This is a genomic window from Aureimonas frigidaquae (assembly GCF_001463905.1).
Lineage (GTDB): Bacteria > Pseudomonadota > Alphaproteobacteria > Rhizobiales > Rhizobiaceae > Aureimonas > Aureimonas frigidaquae.
The window spans coordinates 15,647-30,789 of record NZ_BBWR01000012.1; the positions used below are offsets into that span (position 1 = coordinate 15,647).

The 15,143-nt window shown below is 66.7% G+C and carries 13 protein-coding genes; 11 read left to right on the plus strand and 2 right to left on the minus strand.

From position 1 onward, the window contains the following. Window positions 1-62: 62 nt before the first annotated feature. From AUL30_RS12605 to AUL30_RS12625, 5 genes are all read left to right on the plus strand, one after another. Complete coding sequence (locus AUL30_RS12605; protein WP_062228255.1) at window positions 63-1,130, plus strand: ABC transporter ATP-binding protein; 1,068 nt, start codon at window positions 63-65, stop codon at window positions 1,128-1,130. 76 nt (window positions 1,131-1,206) lie between these two features. Then, window positions 1,207-2,523, plus strand: coding sequence for an ABC transporter substrate-binding protein (locus AUL30_RS12610; protein WP_062228256.1), 1,317 nt, complete (start codon window positions 1,207-1,209; stop codon window positions 2,521-2,523). 83 nt (window positions 2,524-2,606) lie between these two features. Beyond that, window positions 2,607-3,539, plus strand: a complete 933-nt coding sequence (locus tag AUL30_RS12615) for a carbohydrate ABC transporter permease (RefSeq protein ID WP_062228257.1) — start codon at window positions 2,607-2,609, stop codon at window positions 3,537-3,539. Window positions 3,540-3,567: 28 nt separating this feature from the next. Then, window positions 3,568-4,464: a carbohydrate ABC transporter permease gene (locus AUL30_RS12620; protein WP_062228258.1), complete on the plus strand. Its 897-nt coding sequence runs from the start codon at window positions 3,568-3,570 to the stop codon at window positions 4,462-4,464. A 158-nt stretch (window positions 4,465-4,622) separates the two neighbouring features. Continuing rightward, window positions 4,623-4,826, plus strand: a complete 204-nt coding sequence (locus AUL30_RS12625) for a hypothetical protein (protein ID WP_062228259.1) — start codon at window positions 4,623-4,625, stop codon at window positions 4,824-4,826. A 27-nt stretch (window positions 4,827-4,853) separates the two neighbouring features. Here AUL30_RS12625 and AUL30_RS12630 read toward each other — a convergent pair whose 3' ends face one another. After that, entirely contained in the window at window positions 4,854-5,354 is a 501-nt protein-coding gene (locus AUL30_RS12630; protein WP_062228260.1) for a GreA/GreB family elongation factor, read from the minus strand. A gap of 226 nt (window positions 5,355-5,580) precedes the next feature. Between AUL30_RS12630 and AUL30_RS12635 the strand changes: the two genes are divergently transcribed. After that, a complete protein-coding gene (locus tag AUL30_RS12635; RefSeq protein WP_062228521.1) occupies window positions 5,581-6,585 on the plus strand; it encodes an MBL fold metallo-hydrolase in 1,005 nt (334 codons plus the stop codon). A gap of 3 nt (window positions 6,586-6,588) precedes the next feature. Here the strand turns inward: AUL30_RS12635 and AUL30_RS12640 are convergent, their stop codons facing one another. Beyond that, the gene (locus AUL30_RS12640) at window positions 6,589-7,029 is read right to left on the minus strand and encodes an Lrp/AsnC family transcriptional regulator (RefSeq protein WP_062228261.1); all 441 of its coding nucleotides are present in this window, start codon (window positions 7,027-7,029) and stop codon (window positions 6,589-6,591) included. Window positions 7,030-7,160: 131 nt separating this feature from the next. On the opposite strand from AUL30_RS12640, the gene alr reads away from it, so the two are divergent. From alr to tsaE, 5 genes are all read left to right on the plus strand, one after another. Beyond that, on the plus strand, window positions 7,161-8,333 hold the full coding sequence (alr, locus tag AUL30_RS12645) for an alanine racemase (RefSeq protein ID WP_244490816.1): 1,173 nt from the start codon (window positions 7,161-7,163) through the stop codon (window positions 8,331-8,333). Continuing rightward, entirely contained in the window at window positions 8,330-9,583 is a 1,254-nt protein-coding gene (locus AUL30_RS12650; RefSeq protein WP_062228262.1) for a D-amino acid dehydrogenase, read from the plus strand. The genes alr and AUL30_RS12650 overlap by 4 nt, the downstream gene beginning before the upstream one ends. A gap of 100 nt (window positions 9,584-9,683) precedes the next feature. Further along, a complete protein-coding gene (gene ahcY / locus AUL30_RS12655; protein WP_062228263.1) occupies window positions 9,684-11,081 on the plus strand; it encodes an adenosylhomocysteinase in 1,398 nt (465 codons plus the stop codon). A 146-nt stretch (window positions 11,082-11,227) separates the two neighbouring features. Further along, window positions 11,228-13,606, plus strand: coding sequence for a sensor histidine kinase (locus AUL30_RS12660; RefSeq protein ID WP_244490817.1), 2,379 nt, complete (start codon window positions 11,228-11,230; stop codon window positions 13,604-13,606). Window positions 13,607-13,609: 3 nt separating this feature from the next. Further along, window positions 13,610-15,133 (plus strand): tRNA (adenosine(37)-N6)-threonylcarbamoyltransferase complex ATPase subunit type 1 TsaE, encoded by a 1,524-nt coding sequence (tsaE, locus tag AUL30_RS12665; RefSeq protein ID WP_062228264.1) that lies wholly within the window; start codon window positions 13,610-13,612, stop codon window positions 15,131-15,133. The last annotated feature ends 10 nt before the right edge of the window (window positions 15,134-15,143 follow it).

The window sequence follows — 15,143 nt, forward strand, 5'->3', positions numbered from 1 at the left end:
GAGCGAAGTTAAGCGGAGACGGGACGCGCCATGGCGCGCCGCCCGCGAGGGAGGAAACGTAAATGGCATCAGTCGATATCGTCGACGTGCGGAAGAACTACGGCTCGCACCCGGTCATCAAGGGCGTCGACATCGACATTGCCGATGGCGAATTCGTCATCCTGGTCGGCCCGTCCGGCTGCGGCAAATCCACCCTCCTGCGCATGCTGGCGGGGCTGGAGCACATCACCAGCGGTGAGGTGCGGATCGGCAACAAGGTCGTCAACGACCTGCCCCCCAAGGATCGGGACATCGCCATGGTGTTCCAGAACTACGCGCTCTACCCGCATATGACCGTGGCCGACAACATGGCCTTCTCGCTCAAGCTGAAGGGCGCCTCGTCCGCCCAGATCGAGGAGAAAGTCCGGCCGGCGGCACAGATTTTGGGCCTGTCGCATCTTCTCGACCGCTTCCCGCGCCAGCTTTCGGGCGGCCAGCGCCAGCGCGTGGCGATGGGCCGGGCCATCGTCCGCGATCCACAGGTGTTCCTCTTCGACGAACCCCTGTCCAACCTGGACGCCAAGCTGCGCGTCTCCATGCGCGCCGAGATCAAGAACCTGCACCAGCGGCTGACCACGACGACGGTCTACGTGACGCACGACCAGATCGAGGCCATGACCATGGCCGACAAGATCGTCGTCATGCATGACGGCATCGTCGAGCAGATCGGCGCGCCGCTGGAGCTCTACGACCGGCCGGCCAATCTCTTCGTGGCCGGCTTCATCGGCTCGCCTGCCATGAACATGATCACCGGCCGGATCGACCCGTCCGATCAAAGCCGCTTCGTGACGGCAGACGGCGTCGTCCTGCCGGTCGGGCGCGTTCCCGCCTCGGCCGCCGGCAAGGAACTCGTCTACGGCATGCGCCCGGAGGCCATGACCCTCGCACCCGAGGGCGTGCCGCTGCAGGTCGTCGTCATCGAGCCCACGGGCTACGAGAGCCAGGTCGTCGCCAGGCTCGGCCAGGCCGAGGTGAGCTGCGTGTTCCGCGAGCGCGTCATGGTCGCCCCCGGCGAAACGATCCACGTCCGGGTCGATCCGGCCGCGATCCATCTCTTCGATGCGGCCAGCGGCAAGCGCCTGGTCGATTGACGATACGGGGCACCGCGTCGCTTCGGGTGCGCGGGACCCTCTGGGAGGAAACCCGGAGACTGGGAGGAAACGAACCATGAAGATCACGCGCAGAAACGTGCTCGCCGGAACGGCGGGCCTGGCCGCGGGAGCGGCCTTCGGCGGGCGCTTCACTATCGGCAATGCCTTCGCCCAGGCGGCGGAACCCACCTACACGCCCGAGGCGGGCGCCTCGCTGCGCGTCCTGCGCTGGGTGCCCTTCGTACCGGCAGAGGAAGAAGCCTTCCTGGCCAATACGAAGGCCTTCACGGAGGCGACGGGCGTCGAGGTGCGCATCGACAAGGAAAGCTGGGAGGACGTCCGTCCGAAGGCGGCCGTCGCGGCCAATGTCGGCTCCGGCCCGGACATCGTGATGAGCTGGTTCGACGATCCGCACCAGTACCCCGACAAGCTCCTGGACCTGACCGAGCTCGGCGAGTATCTCGGCGCGCGGGATGGCGGCTGGTACCCCGGCCTGGAAGGCTATGCCAAGCGCGACAACACCTTCATCGCGCTGCCGCTCTGCGCCATCGGCAACGCCATCTGCTACCGCGACAGCCACATGAAGGCCGCCGGCTTCAGCGAGTTCCCCAAGGACACGGACGGCTTCCTGGAACTTTGCAAGGCGATGCAGGCCAAGGGAACGCCGGCCGGCTTCCCGCACGGCAAGGCTGTGGGCGATGGCAACAACTACGCCCACTGGCTCCTGTGGAGCCATGGCGGCAAGATGGTCGACGAACAGGGCAACGTGACCATCAACAGCCCGGAGACCCTGGCGGCCATCCGCTACGCGCAGGAGCTCTACAAGACCTTCATCCCCGGCACGGAAAGCTGGCTGGACGTCAACAACAACCGCGCCTTCCTGGCCGGCCAGGTGTCGCTGACGGCCAATGGCGTGTCCATGTACTACGCCGCGCTGAAGGATCCGGCGCTCGCCGAGCTTGCCGCGGACATGCGTTCGGTCAACCTGCCGATCGGCCCGGTGGGCGAGTCGGTGGAGCTGCACCAGGCATCGACCATGTCGGTCTTCCAGCACACGCAGTATCCGGAAGCTGCCAAGGCCTATCTGAAGTTCATCTACGGCAATGACCAGATGAACGCCTGGGTGCAGGGCGCTAACGCCTATTGCTGCCAGCCGCTCCGGGCCTATGAGAGCAATCCGGTCTGGACGTCGAACCCGATCCATGTGCCGTATTCGCGCGCGTCGGCCAGCCTGCGGCCGAACGGCTATGCCGGCCCGCTCGGCTCCGCCTCGGCCGGAACCATGGCCGATTACGTGCTGGTCGACATGTTCGCCGAAGCGGTGACCGGCCAGCGCAGCCCGGAAGAGGCGATGTCCAACGCCGAGCGCCGGGCCAGCCGCTACTACCGTTGACCTGACCCATACGACGACGCGTCGATGGCCGGGCCCCGCCAGGGGCCCGGCCACCCCTGCCCCATCAACGGGAAGTGACCACCATGTCCGATACGCAGAGTGCCGCCAGACCCTCATTCCTCGAGCGCCTTTCGCAAAGCCGAAACGGCCTCGGGCTCATGTTCATGTTGCCGGCGGCCGTCTTCCTTCTCTGCTTCCTGACCTACCCGCTGGGTCTGGGCGTGTGGCTGGGCTTCACCGATACGCGGATCGGCCGGCCGGGCATCTTCATCGGGCTCGAGAACTACGCCTATCTTCTCGATGATTCCGTGTTCTGGATGTCGGTCTTCAACACCATCCTCTACACCTTCGTCGCCTCGGTCCTGAAGTTCGGCCTCGGCCTGTGGCTCGCCATCATCCTGAACGAGCATCTGCCGTTCAAGAACCTCGTCCGGGCCATCATCCTGCTTCCGTGGGTCGTGCCGACCGTCCTGTCGGCGCTGGCCTTCTGGTGGATCTTCGACAGCCAGTTCTCGATCATCTCCTGGGTGCTGATGCAGTGGGGCATCATCGACGCGCCCATCAACTTCCTGGGTGATCCGACCAATGCCCGGGCCTCGGTCATCGCCGCCAATGTCTGGCGCGGCATTCCCTTCGTGGCGATCTCGCTCCTGGCCGGACTGCAGACCATCCCGCAATCCCTGCACGAGGCAGCCGCGCTGGACGGGGCCACCTCCTGGCAGCGGTTCCGCAACGTGACGCTGCCGCTCCTCACCCCCATCATCGCGGTGGTCATGACCTTCTCGGTCCTGTTCACCTTCACAGACTTCCAGCTCATCTACGTTCTGACGCGCGGCGGCCCGGTCAATGCGACGCATCTGATGGCCACCCTGTCCTTCCAGCGCGGCATTCCGGGGGGTCAGCTCGGCGAGGGCGCGGCCATCGCCGTGGCGATGATCCCCTTCCTGCTCGCCGCCATCCTGTTCAGCTTCTTCGGCCTGCAGCGCCGCAAGTGGCAGCAGGGCGGCTCCGATTGATCCAGACGCGCGAGAGGCTCTTTCCATTATGACCGATACGACCCAGAACAGCCCCGTCGTCGTCGACGACATCGTCGGCATGTCGCATCACGATACGCTGGCACGACGCATCCTCGTCATCTACCTGCCGCTCGTCGTCTTCCTGTTCGTGCTGCTCTTCCCCTTCTACTGGATGGCCATCACGGCGGTGAAGCCGAACGATCAGCTCACCAATTACCAGGCCTACAGCCCCTTCTGGGTGGTGCGCCCGACGCTCGACCACATCCGCTACCTCCTGTTCGAGACCTCCTATCCGGGCTGGCTGTGGAACACGATGATCGTCGCGGTGGCCTCCACGTTCCTGTCGCTCGGCGCGTCGGTCTTCGCGGCCTATGCCATCGAGCGGGTGCGCTTCACGGGCGCCCGGGTGACGGGCCTTATGATCTTCCTGGCCTATCTCGTGCCGCCATCCATCCTGTTCATCCCGCTCGCCTTCATCGTCTTCCAGGTCGGCATCTTCGATTCGCGCCTGGCCCTTATCCTCACCTACCCGACCTTCCTCATCCCCTTCTGCACCTGGCTCCTGATGGGCTATTTCCGCTCCATCCCCTTCGAGCTGGAAGAAAGCGCGCTGGTCGACGGTGCGACGCGCTGGCAGATCCTGACCAAGATCGTCCTGCCGCTGGCGATCCCCGGCCTGATTTCGGCCGGCATCTTCGCCTTCACCCTGTCCTGGAACGAGTTCATCTACGCGCTGACCTTCATCCAGTCGTCCGAGAACAAGACCATCCCGGTCGGCGTCCTGACCGAACTCGTGCGCGGCGACGTCTATGAATGGGGCTCGCTCATGGCGGGCGCGCTGCTCGGCTCGCTCCCGGTCGTGATCCTCTATTCCTTCTTCGTGGACTATTACGTCTCGTCCATGACGGGCGCCGTGAAGGAATAGGCCGGGCGGCTGACGAAATAAGACCCCCGACCGGACAGGCCCGGCCCACCGGCCTCGCATTGGGCCTGCTCTGGGCCGGTTCGGGTAAAGCGCTGCACCCGCCTGTCCGCCGCCGTCCAGCTTCCTATTCTTGGCCTTGGACAGGAAAGGAAAGCTGCATGGCTCAGGAACACCCCTCCCCGGACGACAAGGTCAAACCGGACACCGCATCCGATGGGCAGACGCCGCACGAAGGCGACACCCCGCCTGCGGCCGGGCCGCATGCAAAGCCCGAACTCACCAATCCCGACGCGACGCCCGGCAGCGGTGCGCTCCCGCCGGTGGAGGGTGATGAGGAGAGCGACATGGGATCGACCGGCTGAACGCCGGTGCCTTTCAGGCGCGCCACATCAGCCGTGTCGCGACGGTTCCGGCGCGTCTTCCGGAAGGGCGATCGCCAGGATGCGCGCCGTGTCGGGCCCGATGCGGACCGTCTCGCCCTCTTCCTTGCCGACGAGCTGGCGGGCCAGCGGCGACAGATAGGAAATCAGCCCCCGCGCCGGATCGGCCTCGTCAATCCCGACGATCTGGAAGGTCTGCACCGTGCCCTTGGCCCGGCCGATCGACACGCGATGCCCGAACTGGACGGTGTCGCTGTCCGGCTGCGGCGTGACGGGCTGGGCCGTGGAGCGGCGGGCGCGGAAATAGCGCAGGTCCCGGTTGATCATGGCCATGGCGATCTTGTCGCCGGCGGCGCGTGCAAGGTCCAGCTTTTCCTCGTTGCCGTCGATCTCCGCGTCCAGGAGGGCAAGGCCACGCGGGGTCACGAAATTCGGCTCGCTTCCCAGTTCGCGCTCCGGCAGCGCCTCGACCTGGTCCTCGTTCGGCTCCTTCACGAAGGCGACGCTCATCTCATTCAACCTTCCGATGGTCTGTGGCCGCGCTGGCCCATGCTCATATATATAGGTCCGCCCGTATCGATATCCCATGGACGAGCCGTCTTCACACGGCTGCTTGATCTGCGTTCGGCAAGACTATCCGTGGCGCCGCCGCTCGCCTAACGTGCGGGCGATGAACCGACGACAACTGATCCGATTGACGGGCTTCTCGGCCCTTGCCGCCACGATGGGGCTCGGCATGCGACATGCGCAAGCGGGCAACCGCTATTATTCGGGGCCCGTCAGCGACCATTTCGACGGGACGCGCTTCTTCAATCCCGGCGGCGAAGAGCCCCGCGCTTTCCTGGACCTTCTGCGCTGGCGCTTCAACGGCGCGCGCGCCACCTGGCCGAGCCGGGTCGAGAGCCCCTACCCCTCCGCCGTTCCGCAACCGCGCATCGACGATCTGCGGATCACCATGGTCGGCCACGCGACCATGCTCATCCAGGTGGCGGGCCTCAACATTCTGACCGACCCCGTCTGGTCTGAACGCGCATCCCCGGTCCGCTTCGCCGGCCCGAAGCGGGTCATCGAGCCCGGTATCGCCTTCGGCGCCCTGCCGAAGATCGACCTCATCCTCCTCAGCCACAATCACTACGATCATCTGGACGTGGAGACGCTGCGCCAGCTCCATGCCGCGCACGATCCGCTGGTCGTCACGCCGCTCGGCAACGATACGATCCTCGCCGATTCCGTGCCGGGCATGCGCGTCATCACGGGCGACTGGGGCGACAAGGTTGCGGTGAACGAAAGGGCGACCGTTCATATCGAACCGGCGCATCACTGGTCGGCCCGCGGCACGCGGGACCGCCGCATGGCGCTGTGGGCGAGTTTTGTGGTCGAGACGCCGGCCGGCCGGATCTACCATATCGGCGATACCGGCTTTCACGACGGCATCAATTACCGGGAGGCCGCCCGCCTATATGGCAGCTTCCGCCTGGCCGTGCTGCCGATCGGCGCCTATGAGCCGCGCTGGTTCATGAAAGGCCAGCACCAGGGGCCGGAAGAAGCGGTGGAGGGCATGGTCCTGTGCAATGCCGCCTTTGCCGCCGGGCACCACTGGTCCACCTTCCAGTTAACGGACGAAGCCATCGACGCGCCCCGCCAAGCGCTTCTGGCGGCGCTGGCGGCCCGTGACATTGCCGCGTCACGTTTCCGGCCCATGCTCGCGGGCGAAAGCTGGGACGTGCCGCCCCGCGCCTGAACGCTACAGTACGCTGCGGATCGCGAAGGCCGAGTTGATGCGCGTCACGCCCGGCAGGCGGGACAGGATCTCCTTGTGGACGCGCTCATAATCGCCCGCGCCGCCGACCTCCAGCCGGATCAGGTAATCTTCCTCGCCGGTCATCAGGTAGCATTCGCGGATTTCCGGATGTTTCAGGACTTCGGCCTCGAAGCGGTTCAACACATCCTCCGTTTGCCGCTCCAGGCTGATGCGGACGATCACCACATGGGTATCGGCCGCAGCGGGGCCGGACACCAGGGCCGTATAGCCCCGGATGATCCGCCGCTCCTCCAGAAGCTGCACCCGGCGCAGGCAGGCAGATGCCGACAGGCCGACCGTCTGGGCCAGGGCCGCGTTGGTCATGCGCCCATCCTGGCGCAGGGCCCGGATGATTGCCCGGTCGATCCGGTCGAGTTGGGCCATTCTTGTGCAGCTTTCGCAGACTGTTGCGTTTGGCTCATCATATTCGATGAATCGTCGCATGGAAGGCAAAACATTCGCCGCTTCTTCCGTCATTCTGTCCCGTGCAGCAACCGTTGGTCGGGGTTCGGGTCATGGCCATTCCAAGCGACATGCCACAGGGCGAGACGCCTGACGTCGTGACGGGTGCGGGCCGCCTGACGGTCGATCTGTCGGCGCTGCGCCGCAACTACCGGCGGCTCGTCCAGGCCGCGCATGGGGCCGCTGTCGCCGGCATCGTCAAGGCGGATGCCTATGGGCTGGGCGCGGTGCCGGTGGCGCAGACGCTTGTCCGGGAAGGTTGCACCAGCTTCTTCGTGGCACAGCTTGGCGAGGCCATCGCATTGCGCGAGGCGCTGGGCGGATCGGCGGAAATCCTTGTCCTGAACGGGCTTCAGCCGGGCGCGGAGGAGCTTGCCTACCGGGCCGGCGTCACGCCCGTCCTGAACGCCCTCCACCAGATCGCCGCATGGCGCCGCCTGGCGCACCGGCACGGGCAGCGCCTTCCCGCGGTGATCCAGCTGGATAGTGGCATGTCGCGCCTTGGCCTCCCGCCCGAGGACGCCGCATGGCTGGCGGCGCAGTCGGACGGGCTGGACGGGCTGGACGGGCTGGAGTTGACCCTCGTCATGAGCCACCTGGCCTGCGCCGATATGCCGGACCACCCGGCCAATGATGCGCAGCTCAACACCTTCCGCGAGATTGCAGGCCGCTTTCCGCCTGCCCGGCGCTCGCTGGCCAATTCGGGCGGCCTTTTCCTGGGGCCCGACTATCGCTTCGACCTCGTGCGGCCGGGCATCGCGCTGTATGGCGGCGCACCCCATCCGGGCGCCGAAGTTGCCATAGGGGTGGGCAATCCCATGGAGGCGGTCGTCACCGTGGAGGCGCCCGTCACGCAGCTGCGCACGGTGCCGGCCGGCGCGGGGATCGGCTACGGTTTCACGCGGCGGGCCGAGCGCCCCATGCGCCTGGCGACGATTCCGGTCGGCTATGCCGATGGCTGGCATCGCAGCCAGTCGAACTGCGGCGCCGCCCTGTGGCAGGGCCGCAGGCTGGATTTCATCGGCCGGGTCTCGATGGACAGCATCATCCTCGATGCGACGCACGCGCCCGATCTGCAACCCGGCGACATGGTCGAGCTGATCGGCCCGGGGCGCAGCCTCGACGCCGTTGCGCAGGATGCCGGCACCATATCCTATGAAATCCTGACGTCGCTGGGATCGCGCTTCCAGCGCCGCTTCGTCGATCCGCAAGGAGCCAGGCCATGAAGATCGCAGTTCTCGGCGGCGGCGTCGTCGGCATCACCACCGCATGGTACCTCAATGCGGCCGGTCATACGGTGACGGTCTATGAACGTCAGGCCGGGCCGGCTTTGGAGACGAGCTTCGCCAATGCCGGCCAGGTTTCCTTCGGCTATGCCTCGCCCTGGGCAGCGCCCGGCATTCCGCGCAAGGCGCTGACCTGGCTCTTCATGGAGCACGCGCCGCTGATCCTGCGGCCCAAGCCAGACCTCGCCATGCTGAACTGGCTGCTGCGCATGCTCGCCAATTGCAACGCACGCGATTACGCGATCAACAAGAGCCGCATGCTGCGGCTGGCGAGCTACAGCCGGGAGTGCTTGGCCGAACTGCGCGGGCAGACAGGCATCGCCTACGATGCGGGACAGAAGGGCACGCTCCAGCTCTTCCGCACGCAGGCCCAGGTGGATGCATCGGCCAAGGACGTCAAGGCGCTGGCCGCCGACGGCGTCGCATACGAGATCCTGGATCCGGCAGGCTGCATCGCCACCGAGCCCGCGCTGGCGCGGGTGGCGCACAAGATCGCCGGCGGGCTGCGCACGCCGCAGGACGAAACGGGCGATTGCCATATCTTCACGACGGCGCTGGCCGCGATGGCCGAGCAGCGGGGCGTCACGCTGAACTACGCCACCCCGGTCCACGCCATCCGCCAGGCGGGCGGCACGGTCACCGGCGTGACGACCGACCGGGGCGCGGAAGATCACGACGCCGTGGTGGTGGCACTCGGCAGCCACTCGCCCGGCATGGTGCGCCCCTTCGGTATCCGGTTGCCGGTCTATCCGGTCAAGGGCTACTCGCTCACCATTCCCATCCGCGATGCGGCGCTGGCGCCGGTCTCCACCGTCATGGACGAAAGCTACAAGATCGCCATCACACGGCTCGGGGATCGCATCCGCGTGGGCGGCATGGCCGAGATTTCCGGCTTTTCGACCGATCTGCCGCCGGCCCGGCGGCGCACGCTGGAGCATTCGGTCGGCGATCTGTTTCCCGGCGGCGACCTTGCCGCGGCGCGCTTCTGGTCGGGCCTGCGCCCGATGACGCCGGACTCCACCCCGGTGATCGGCGCCACGGCCATCCGCAATCTTTACCTGAACACGGGCCACGGCACGCTCGGCTGGACCATGAGCTGCGGGTCCGGCCGGCTGATCGCCGATGTCATCGACGGCCGCCCGACGGATATCGACAGCCGGGACCTGGCGATTGCCCGCTACGGGCGCTGACGAGCGCTCAAAGACATAAGGATTTTGTTATATACGGCTTGCGGGTCGGTCTCGGAGTCTGGTAGGCACGGTCCAGTTTCAAGATCGGGATTCATTCGCCATGACCGCACAAGACTACGTCGTCCACGACATCGGGCTCGCCGACTGGGGCCGCAAGGAACTCACCATCGCCGAGACCGAGATGCCGGGCCTGATGGCCTGCCGCGACGAGTTCGGTGCCGATCAGCCCTTGAAGGGCGCCCGCATCGCCGGCTCGCTGCACATGACCATCCAGACCGGCGTCCTGATCGAGACGCTGAAAGTCCTGGGTGCGGATGTGCGCTGGGCCTCCTGCAACATCTTTTCCACGCAGGACCATGCCGCGGCGGCCATTGCCGCCACGGGCACGCCCGTCTTCGCCATCAAAGGCGAAAGCCTTGAAGAATACTGGACCTATACGGACCGGATCTTCCAGTGGCCGGACGGCCAGCCCGCCAACATGATCCTGGATGATGGCGGCGACGCCACCATGTACATCCTGATCGGCGCCCGCGCCGAGGCGGGGGAGGACGTCCTGTCCAATCCCGGCAACGAGGAGGAGGAAATCCTCTTCCGGCAGATCCGCAAGCGCATGGCCGAGACACCCGGCTTCTTCGCCCGCCAGCGCGATGCCATCCGGGGCGTGACCGAGGAAACGACGACCGGCGTCAACCGCCTCTACCAGCTGCAGAAGAAGGGCCTCCTGCCCTTCCCCGCCATCAACGTCAATGACAGCGTGACCAAGTCGAAATTCGACAACAAGTATGGCTGCAAGGAATCCCTGGTGGACGGCATCCGCCGCGGCACCGACGTGATGATGGCTGGCAAGGTCGCCATCGTCTGCGGCTATGGCGATGTGGGCAAGGGCTCCGCTGCCTCGCTCGCCGGCGCCGGCGCGCGCGTCAAGGTGACGGAGGTCGACCCGATCTGCGCCCTGCAGGCGGCGATGGACGGTTTCGAGGTCGTCACGCTGGAAGAGGCCGGCCCCACCGCCGACATCGTCATCACCACGACGGGCAACAAGGACGTCGTCCGGCTGGAGCATATGCGCAGCTTCAAGGACATGTGCATCGTCGGCAATATCGGCCATTTCGACAATGAGATTCAGGTCGGCGCCCTGCGCAACCTGAAGTGGACCAACGTGAAGCCGCAGGTCGATCTGGTGGAGTTTGCCGACGGCAAGCGCATCCTGCTCCTGTCGGAAGGGCGGCTCCTGAACCTCGGCAATGCGACGGGCCATCCGTCCTTCGTCATGTCGGCGAGCTTCACCAACCAGACGCTCGCGCAGATCGAGCTCTTCACCAAGGGCGATGTCTACCAGAACCAGGTCTATGTCCTGCCCAAGCACCTGGACGAGAAAGTGGCCCGGCTGCACCTGGCCAAGCTCGGCGCGCGGTTGAGCGAACTGTCACAGGAACAGGCCGATTATATCGGCGTTTCGCCGCAGGGACCGTTCAAGAGCGACCAGTACCGCTACTGATCGCCCGCGCTCGGGCGAACCTTGTCGACGACATGGGGCGCCAGCGATTCCACCCTGCCGGGAAACCGTCTAGGATCGTCGAATCATGGGGCCCCTCGCGCGGCGCCATGATCATCGCACGGGGACGCGGCGCAAGGGGTCGGTGAATGCAGGGTCAGACGCAGGCGGGACAACTGGCGGCCAACGCCAGCCCGGAGATGGTACTTGCGCTCGCCTTGGCGGCGCTGGTCCTCGCCGGGGCCCTGCTGATGGCCGTCTGGCATATCCGCCAGCGCGCCCGCCTCCTGGAAGAGGCGGAGCGGCTGCGCGGCGAGCTGGCCGATGCGCAGAGCCTGGCCGAGCTGCGGGCCGGCATCATCGCCACCGCCGAACAGCGTGTCGTGGCCTATGCCGGCCGCACGGCGCCCGAAGTCCTCGGCCAGATCCCGCGGGAATACGATGCCCCGCGCGAGCCGGCCGCCTTCCTGTCCTTCCGCGACTGGATGCCGGCCTATGACGCTATGGCGCTGGAGCGCGAGATCGACCGTCTGCGCGCCGCGGCCGAGCCCTTCCGCCGCGAGGTCGAGCTTGCCAATGGCCGCCCGCTCGAAGTGGTCGGGCGCACGGTCGGGGCGCTGGCCGTGGTCCGCTTCACGCCCATGTCGGGCATGCGGGAGGAGCTGGCCTCGCTGCGCATCGAGCGCCAGCGCACGACCGCCACCATCGAAACCATGCAAAGCCTGTTCGATGCCGCGCCCATGCCCATGTGGCTGCGCGCACGCACCAACGCGCTCGTCTGGGTCAACACGGCCTTCGCCCGCAGCGTCGAGGCCGAAAGCGTGGACGCCGCGATCGACCGCCAGGTCGAGTTCTTCAATGCCCAGGACCGGGCCGCCATCGCCTCGGCAGTCGGCGGCAAAGGCGCCTTTCGCGGCGGACTCACCGCCGTCGTGGAGGGGGACCGCCGCAACTTCGACGTGATCGAGGCTGCCGGCCCGCTCGGCTCGGCCGGGCTGGCGGTGGACGTATCGGCGGTGGAGGCCGTCCGGCGCGAGTTGAAGGAGACGCTGCGCAGCCATTCCGAAACGCTCGACCATCTGACCACGGCCGTGGCGCGCTTCGATGCCAGGACGCAGCTCACCTATTACAATGCCGAGTTCCAGAAGCTGTTCGACCTGTCCGAATCCTACCTGGACGGCAAGCCCGACCATGTCGCCATCATGGATCAGCTCCGCACCCGCGGCATCATGCCCGAGGACCGGCCGCTGCGGGATCTGAAGGACGAGATCATGGCCGCCTACCGTGCGGCTCGGCCTACCGACGCGCTGTGGCACCTGGCCGACGGGCGGACGCTGCGCGTCTTTGCCAGCCCCGAGCCGCAGGGCGGCGCGACCTGGGTCTTCGAGGATCTGACCGAGAAGTTCCAGCTCGAAAGCCGCCTCAACGCCCTGGTGCGGTTGCAGGGCGAAACGCTGGACTATCTGAAGGAAGCCGTCGCGGTGTTCGGCCAGGACGGGCGGCTGCGCCTGTCCAACCCGACCTTCGCCGAAATGTGGGACTTCTCGCGCGAGTTCCTGGCGGCCAAGCCGCATATCCGGGCCTTTGCCGCGGCCACCCCTTACGCGATCCGCGACGAGGCGGTGTCCTGGGGGCGCTTTGCCAATTCCGTCACCGCCTTCGAGGAAGGCGCGCGCCTGACCGAAAGCGGCGAGTTCGCCCTGGATGACGGGCGCATGCAGAGCTACGGCATCGTGCCGCTGCCCAACGGGCAGACCATGCTGACCTTCTCGGACGTGTCGGTGGCGCGCCAGGCCGAGCGCATGCTGCGCGAGCGCAACGAAGCCCTGGAAGAAGCCGACCGGATCAAGAACGACTTCGTCCAGCATGTCAGCTACGAGCTGCGCTCGCCGCTGACCAACATCATCGGCTTCTCGCAGCTCCTGCGCTCCTTCGATACGGGCCCCCTGAACGCGCGCCAGAGCGAGTATCTGGACTACATCATCACCTCGACCCGCGCGCTGATGACCATCGTCAACGACATTCTGGACCTTGCCTCCATCGATGCCGGCACGCTCCAGCTCGACCTGTCCGACGTCGATATTGCGCGCACGCTGGAACAGGCCGTGGAAGCGGTGGAGGACAAGCTCCAGCACAACAACATCCGCATCGAAACCGATCTTGCCGGCGCGGGAACCACCATGCGCGCCGACGGCAAGCGCGTGGTCCAGATCCTGTTCAACCTTCTGTCCAATGCGGTCAATTTCACGCCGGCCGGCGGCACGGTGCGCCTGACGGTGCGCCAGTCCGGCGGCGTGACCGAGTTCGCCGTGGCGGACGAAGGGCCGGGCATGGCGCCCGATGCCCTGGCGCGCGCCTTCGAGCGCTTCGAGCAGAACGCCGTGGGCGGCCGAAAGTCGGGCGCGGGCCTCGGCCTCTCCATCGTCAAGAGCTTCGTCGAGCTGCACCAGGGCGAGGTCGAGATCAACAGCAGCCAGGGCAGCGGCACCATCGTGACCTGCCGGTTCCCCGCCATCGAGGAGGCCTGAAACATGCGTTTTCACGCCGCTGTCGCCGAGCCGGCCACCGGCCGCACCATCGAACTGCCCGACGAGGCGGCATCCGCGCGTCTGGCTGCGGACCTGGCCTCGATCCTGCGCACCGGCGACATCGTGGCCCTGTCGGGCGATCTGGGCGCCGGCAAGACCACGCTGGCCCGCGCCCTGATCCGGCAGGCTGCCGGCGAGCCGGAGCTCGAGGTGCCCTCGCCCACCTATACGCTGGCGCAGACCTATGAGACGCAGCCCAAGATCACCCATTTCGATCTCTACCGCCTTGGCGATGCATCGGAGCTGGAAGAACTGGGCTTTGAGGAAGCTGCGGAAACCGGCATCGTCATCGTCGAATGGCCCGAGCGGGCGCCGGCCATTCTGGAAGACGCCAATCTGCGCCTGTCCCTCGACATGGCGCCGGGCGGCGGCCGCGTGGCGCAGCTGGAGACGACGCCGGAGCTGGCGCTCCGGCTCGGACACAGCCTGTCGATCCGCCGCTTCCTCGACCGCGCCGGATACATGGACGCCGTGCGCAGGCCCTTTCCGGCCGATGCCAGCGTGCGGCGCTATGAGCGCATCCTGGCCGGGCCCCGCTCCATGATCCTGATGGATGCGCCGGCCCAGGAGCCCGGGCCGCCCGTCCGCGATGGGCTGGCCTATACGCAGATCGCCCATATCGCGCGCGACGTGCGCCCCTTCGTCGCCGTCGCGCAAGCCCTGGCGGGTGAAGGCTTCACCGCGCCTGCCATCCTGTCCGCCGACATCGAGAACGGGCTTCTCCTCCTGGAGGATCTCGGGACCGAGGGCATCCTGTCGCAGGAAGGCCGGCCCTTGCCGGAGCGTTACCTGGCCAGTGCGCAGGCGCTGGCGCAGATCCACGCACGGGACTTCACCCGGCCCATCGCCACCCGCCACGGCTTTGACTGGCAGATCCCCCCCTTCGACCGGGCGGCCATGTCCATCGAGGTGGAGCTTCTGCCCGAATGGTTCTGGCCGCGGGCCCGCGGCCAAAGCCCGGCCCCGGCCGATCGGGAAGCTTTCCGCACGGCCTGGGCGGCGCTGTTCGAGAAGGCGGCGAAAGGGCGTCAGACGCTGGTCCTGCGGGACTTTCATTCGCCCAACATCATCTGGCAGGCCGACAAGGCCGGCGCCGCGCGGATCGGCCTCCTGGACTTCCAGGACAGCATGATCGGTCCTGCGGCTTACGACCTCGCCTCGCTGGCGCAGGACGCACGGGTGGACGTGCCGGCCGATCTCGAAAAGGACGTGGTGAACGCCTATATCGCGGAATGCGACAGGATCGGCACCCCGCTGGACAGGGATGCCTTCACCGCACAATACGCCATCATGGCCGCCCAGCGCGCGACCAAGCTTCTCGGTCTTTTCGTGCGGCTCCATGAACGTGACGGAAAACCGCAATATCTGCGTCACATTCCGCGTATTCAGGATTACTTGAGCCGATCGCTCGCCCATCCGGTCAATGCCGGCTTGAAGGCGATCTATGACGAATGGGGCGTTGTCTGACGGCGCCGGC

Coding starts and splice junctions, on each gene's coding strand:
- AUL30_RS12610 (WP_062228256.1), top strand. CDS start 1,207: ATGAAGATCACGCGCAGAAACGTGCTCGCCGGAACGGCGGGCCTGGCC.
- AUL30_RS12620 (WP_062228258.1), top strand. CDS start 3,568: ATGACCGATACGACCCAGAACAGCCCCGTCGTCGTCGACGACATCGTC.
- AUL30_RS12650 (WP_062228262.1), top strand. CDS start 8,330: ATGAAGATCGCAGTTCTCGGCGGCGGCGTCGTCGGCATCACCACCGCA.
- alr (WP_244490816.1), top strand. CDS start 7,161: ATGGCCATTCCAAGCGACATGCCACAGGGCGAGACGCCTGACGTCGTG.
- tsaE (WP_062228264.1), top strand. CDS start 13,610: ATGCGTTTTCACGCCGCTGTCGCCGAGCCGGCCACCGGCCGCACCATC.
- AUL30_RS12630 (WP_062228260.1), bottom strand. CDS start 5,354: ATGAGCGTCGCCTTCGTGAAGGAGCCGAACGAGGACCAGGTCGAGGCG.
- AUL30_RS12605 (WP_062228255.1), top strand. CDS start 63: ATGGCATCAGTCGATATCGTCGACGTGCGGAAGAACTACGGCTCGCAC.
- AUL30_RS12615 (WP_062228257.1), top strand. CDS start 2,607: ATGTCCGATACGCAGAGTGCCGCCAGACCCTCATTCCTCGAGCGCCTT.
- ahcY (WP_062228263.1), top strand. CDS start 9,684: ATGACCGCACAAGACTACGTCGTCCACGACATCGGGCTCGCCGACTGG.
- AUL30_RS12635 (WP_062228521.1), top strand. CDS start 5,581: ATGCGACATGCGCAAGCGGGCAACCGCTATTATTCGGGGCCCGTCAGC.
- AUL30_RS12625 (WP_062228259.1), top strand. CDS start 4,623: ATGGCTCAGGAACACCCCTCCCCGGACGACAAGGTCAAACCGGACACC.
- AUL30_RS12660 (WP_244490817.1), top strand. CDS start 11,228: ATGCAGGGTCAGACGCAGGCGGGACAACTGGCGGCCAACGCCAGCCCG.
- AUL30_RS12640 (WP_062228261.1), bottom strand. CDS start 7,029: ATGGCCCAACTCGACCGGATCGACCGGGCAATCATCCGGGCCCTGCGC.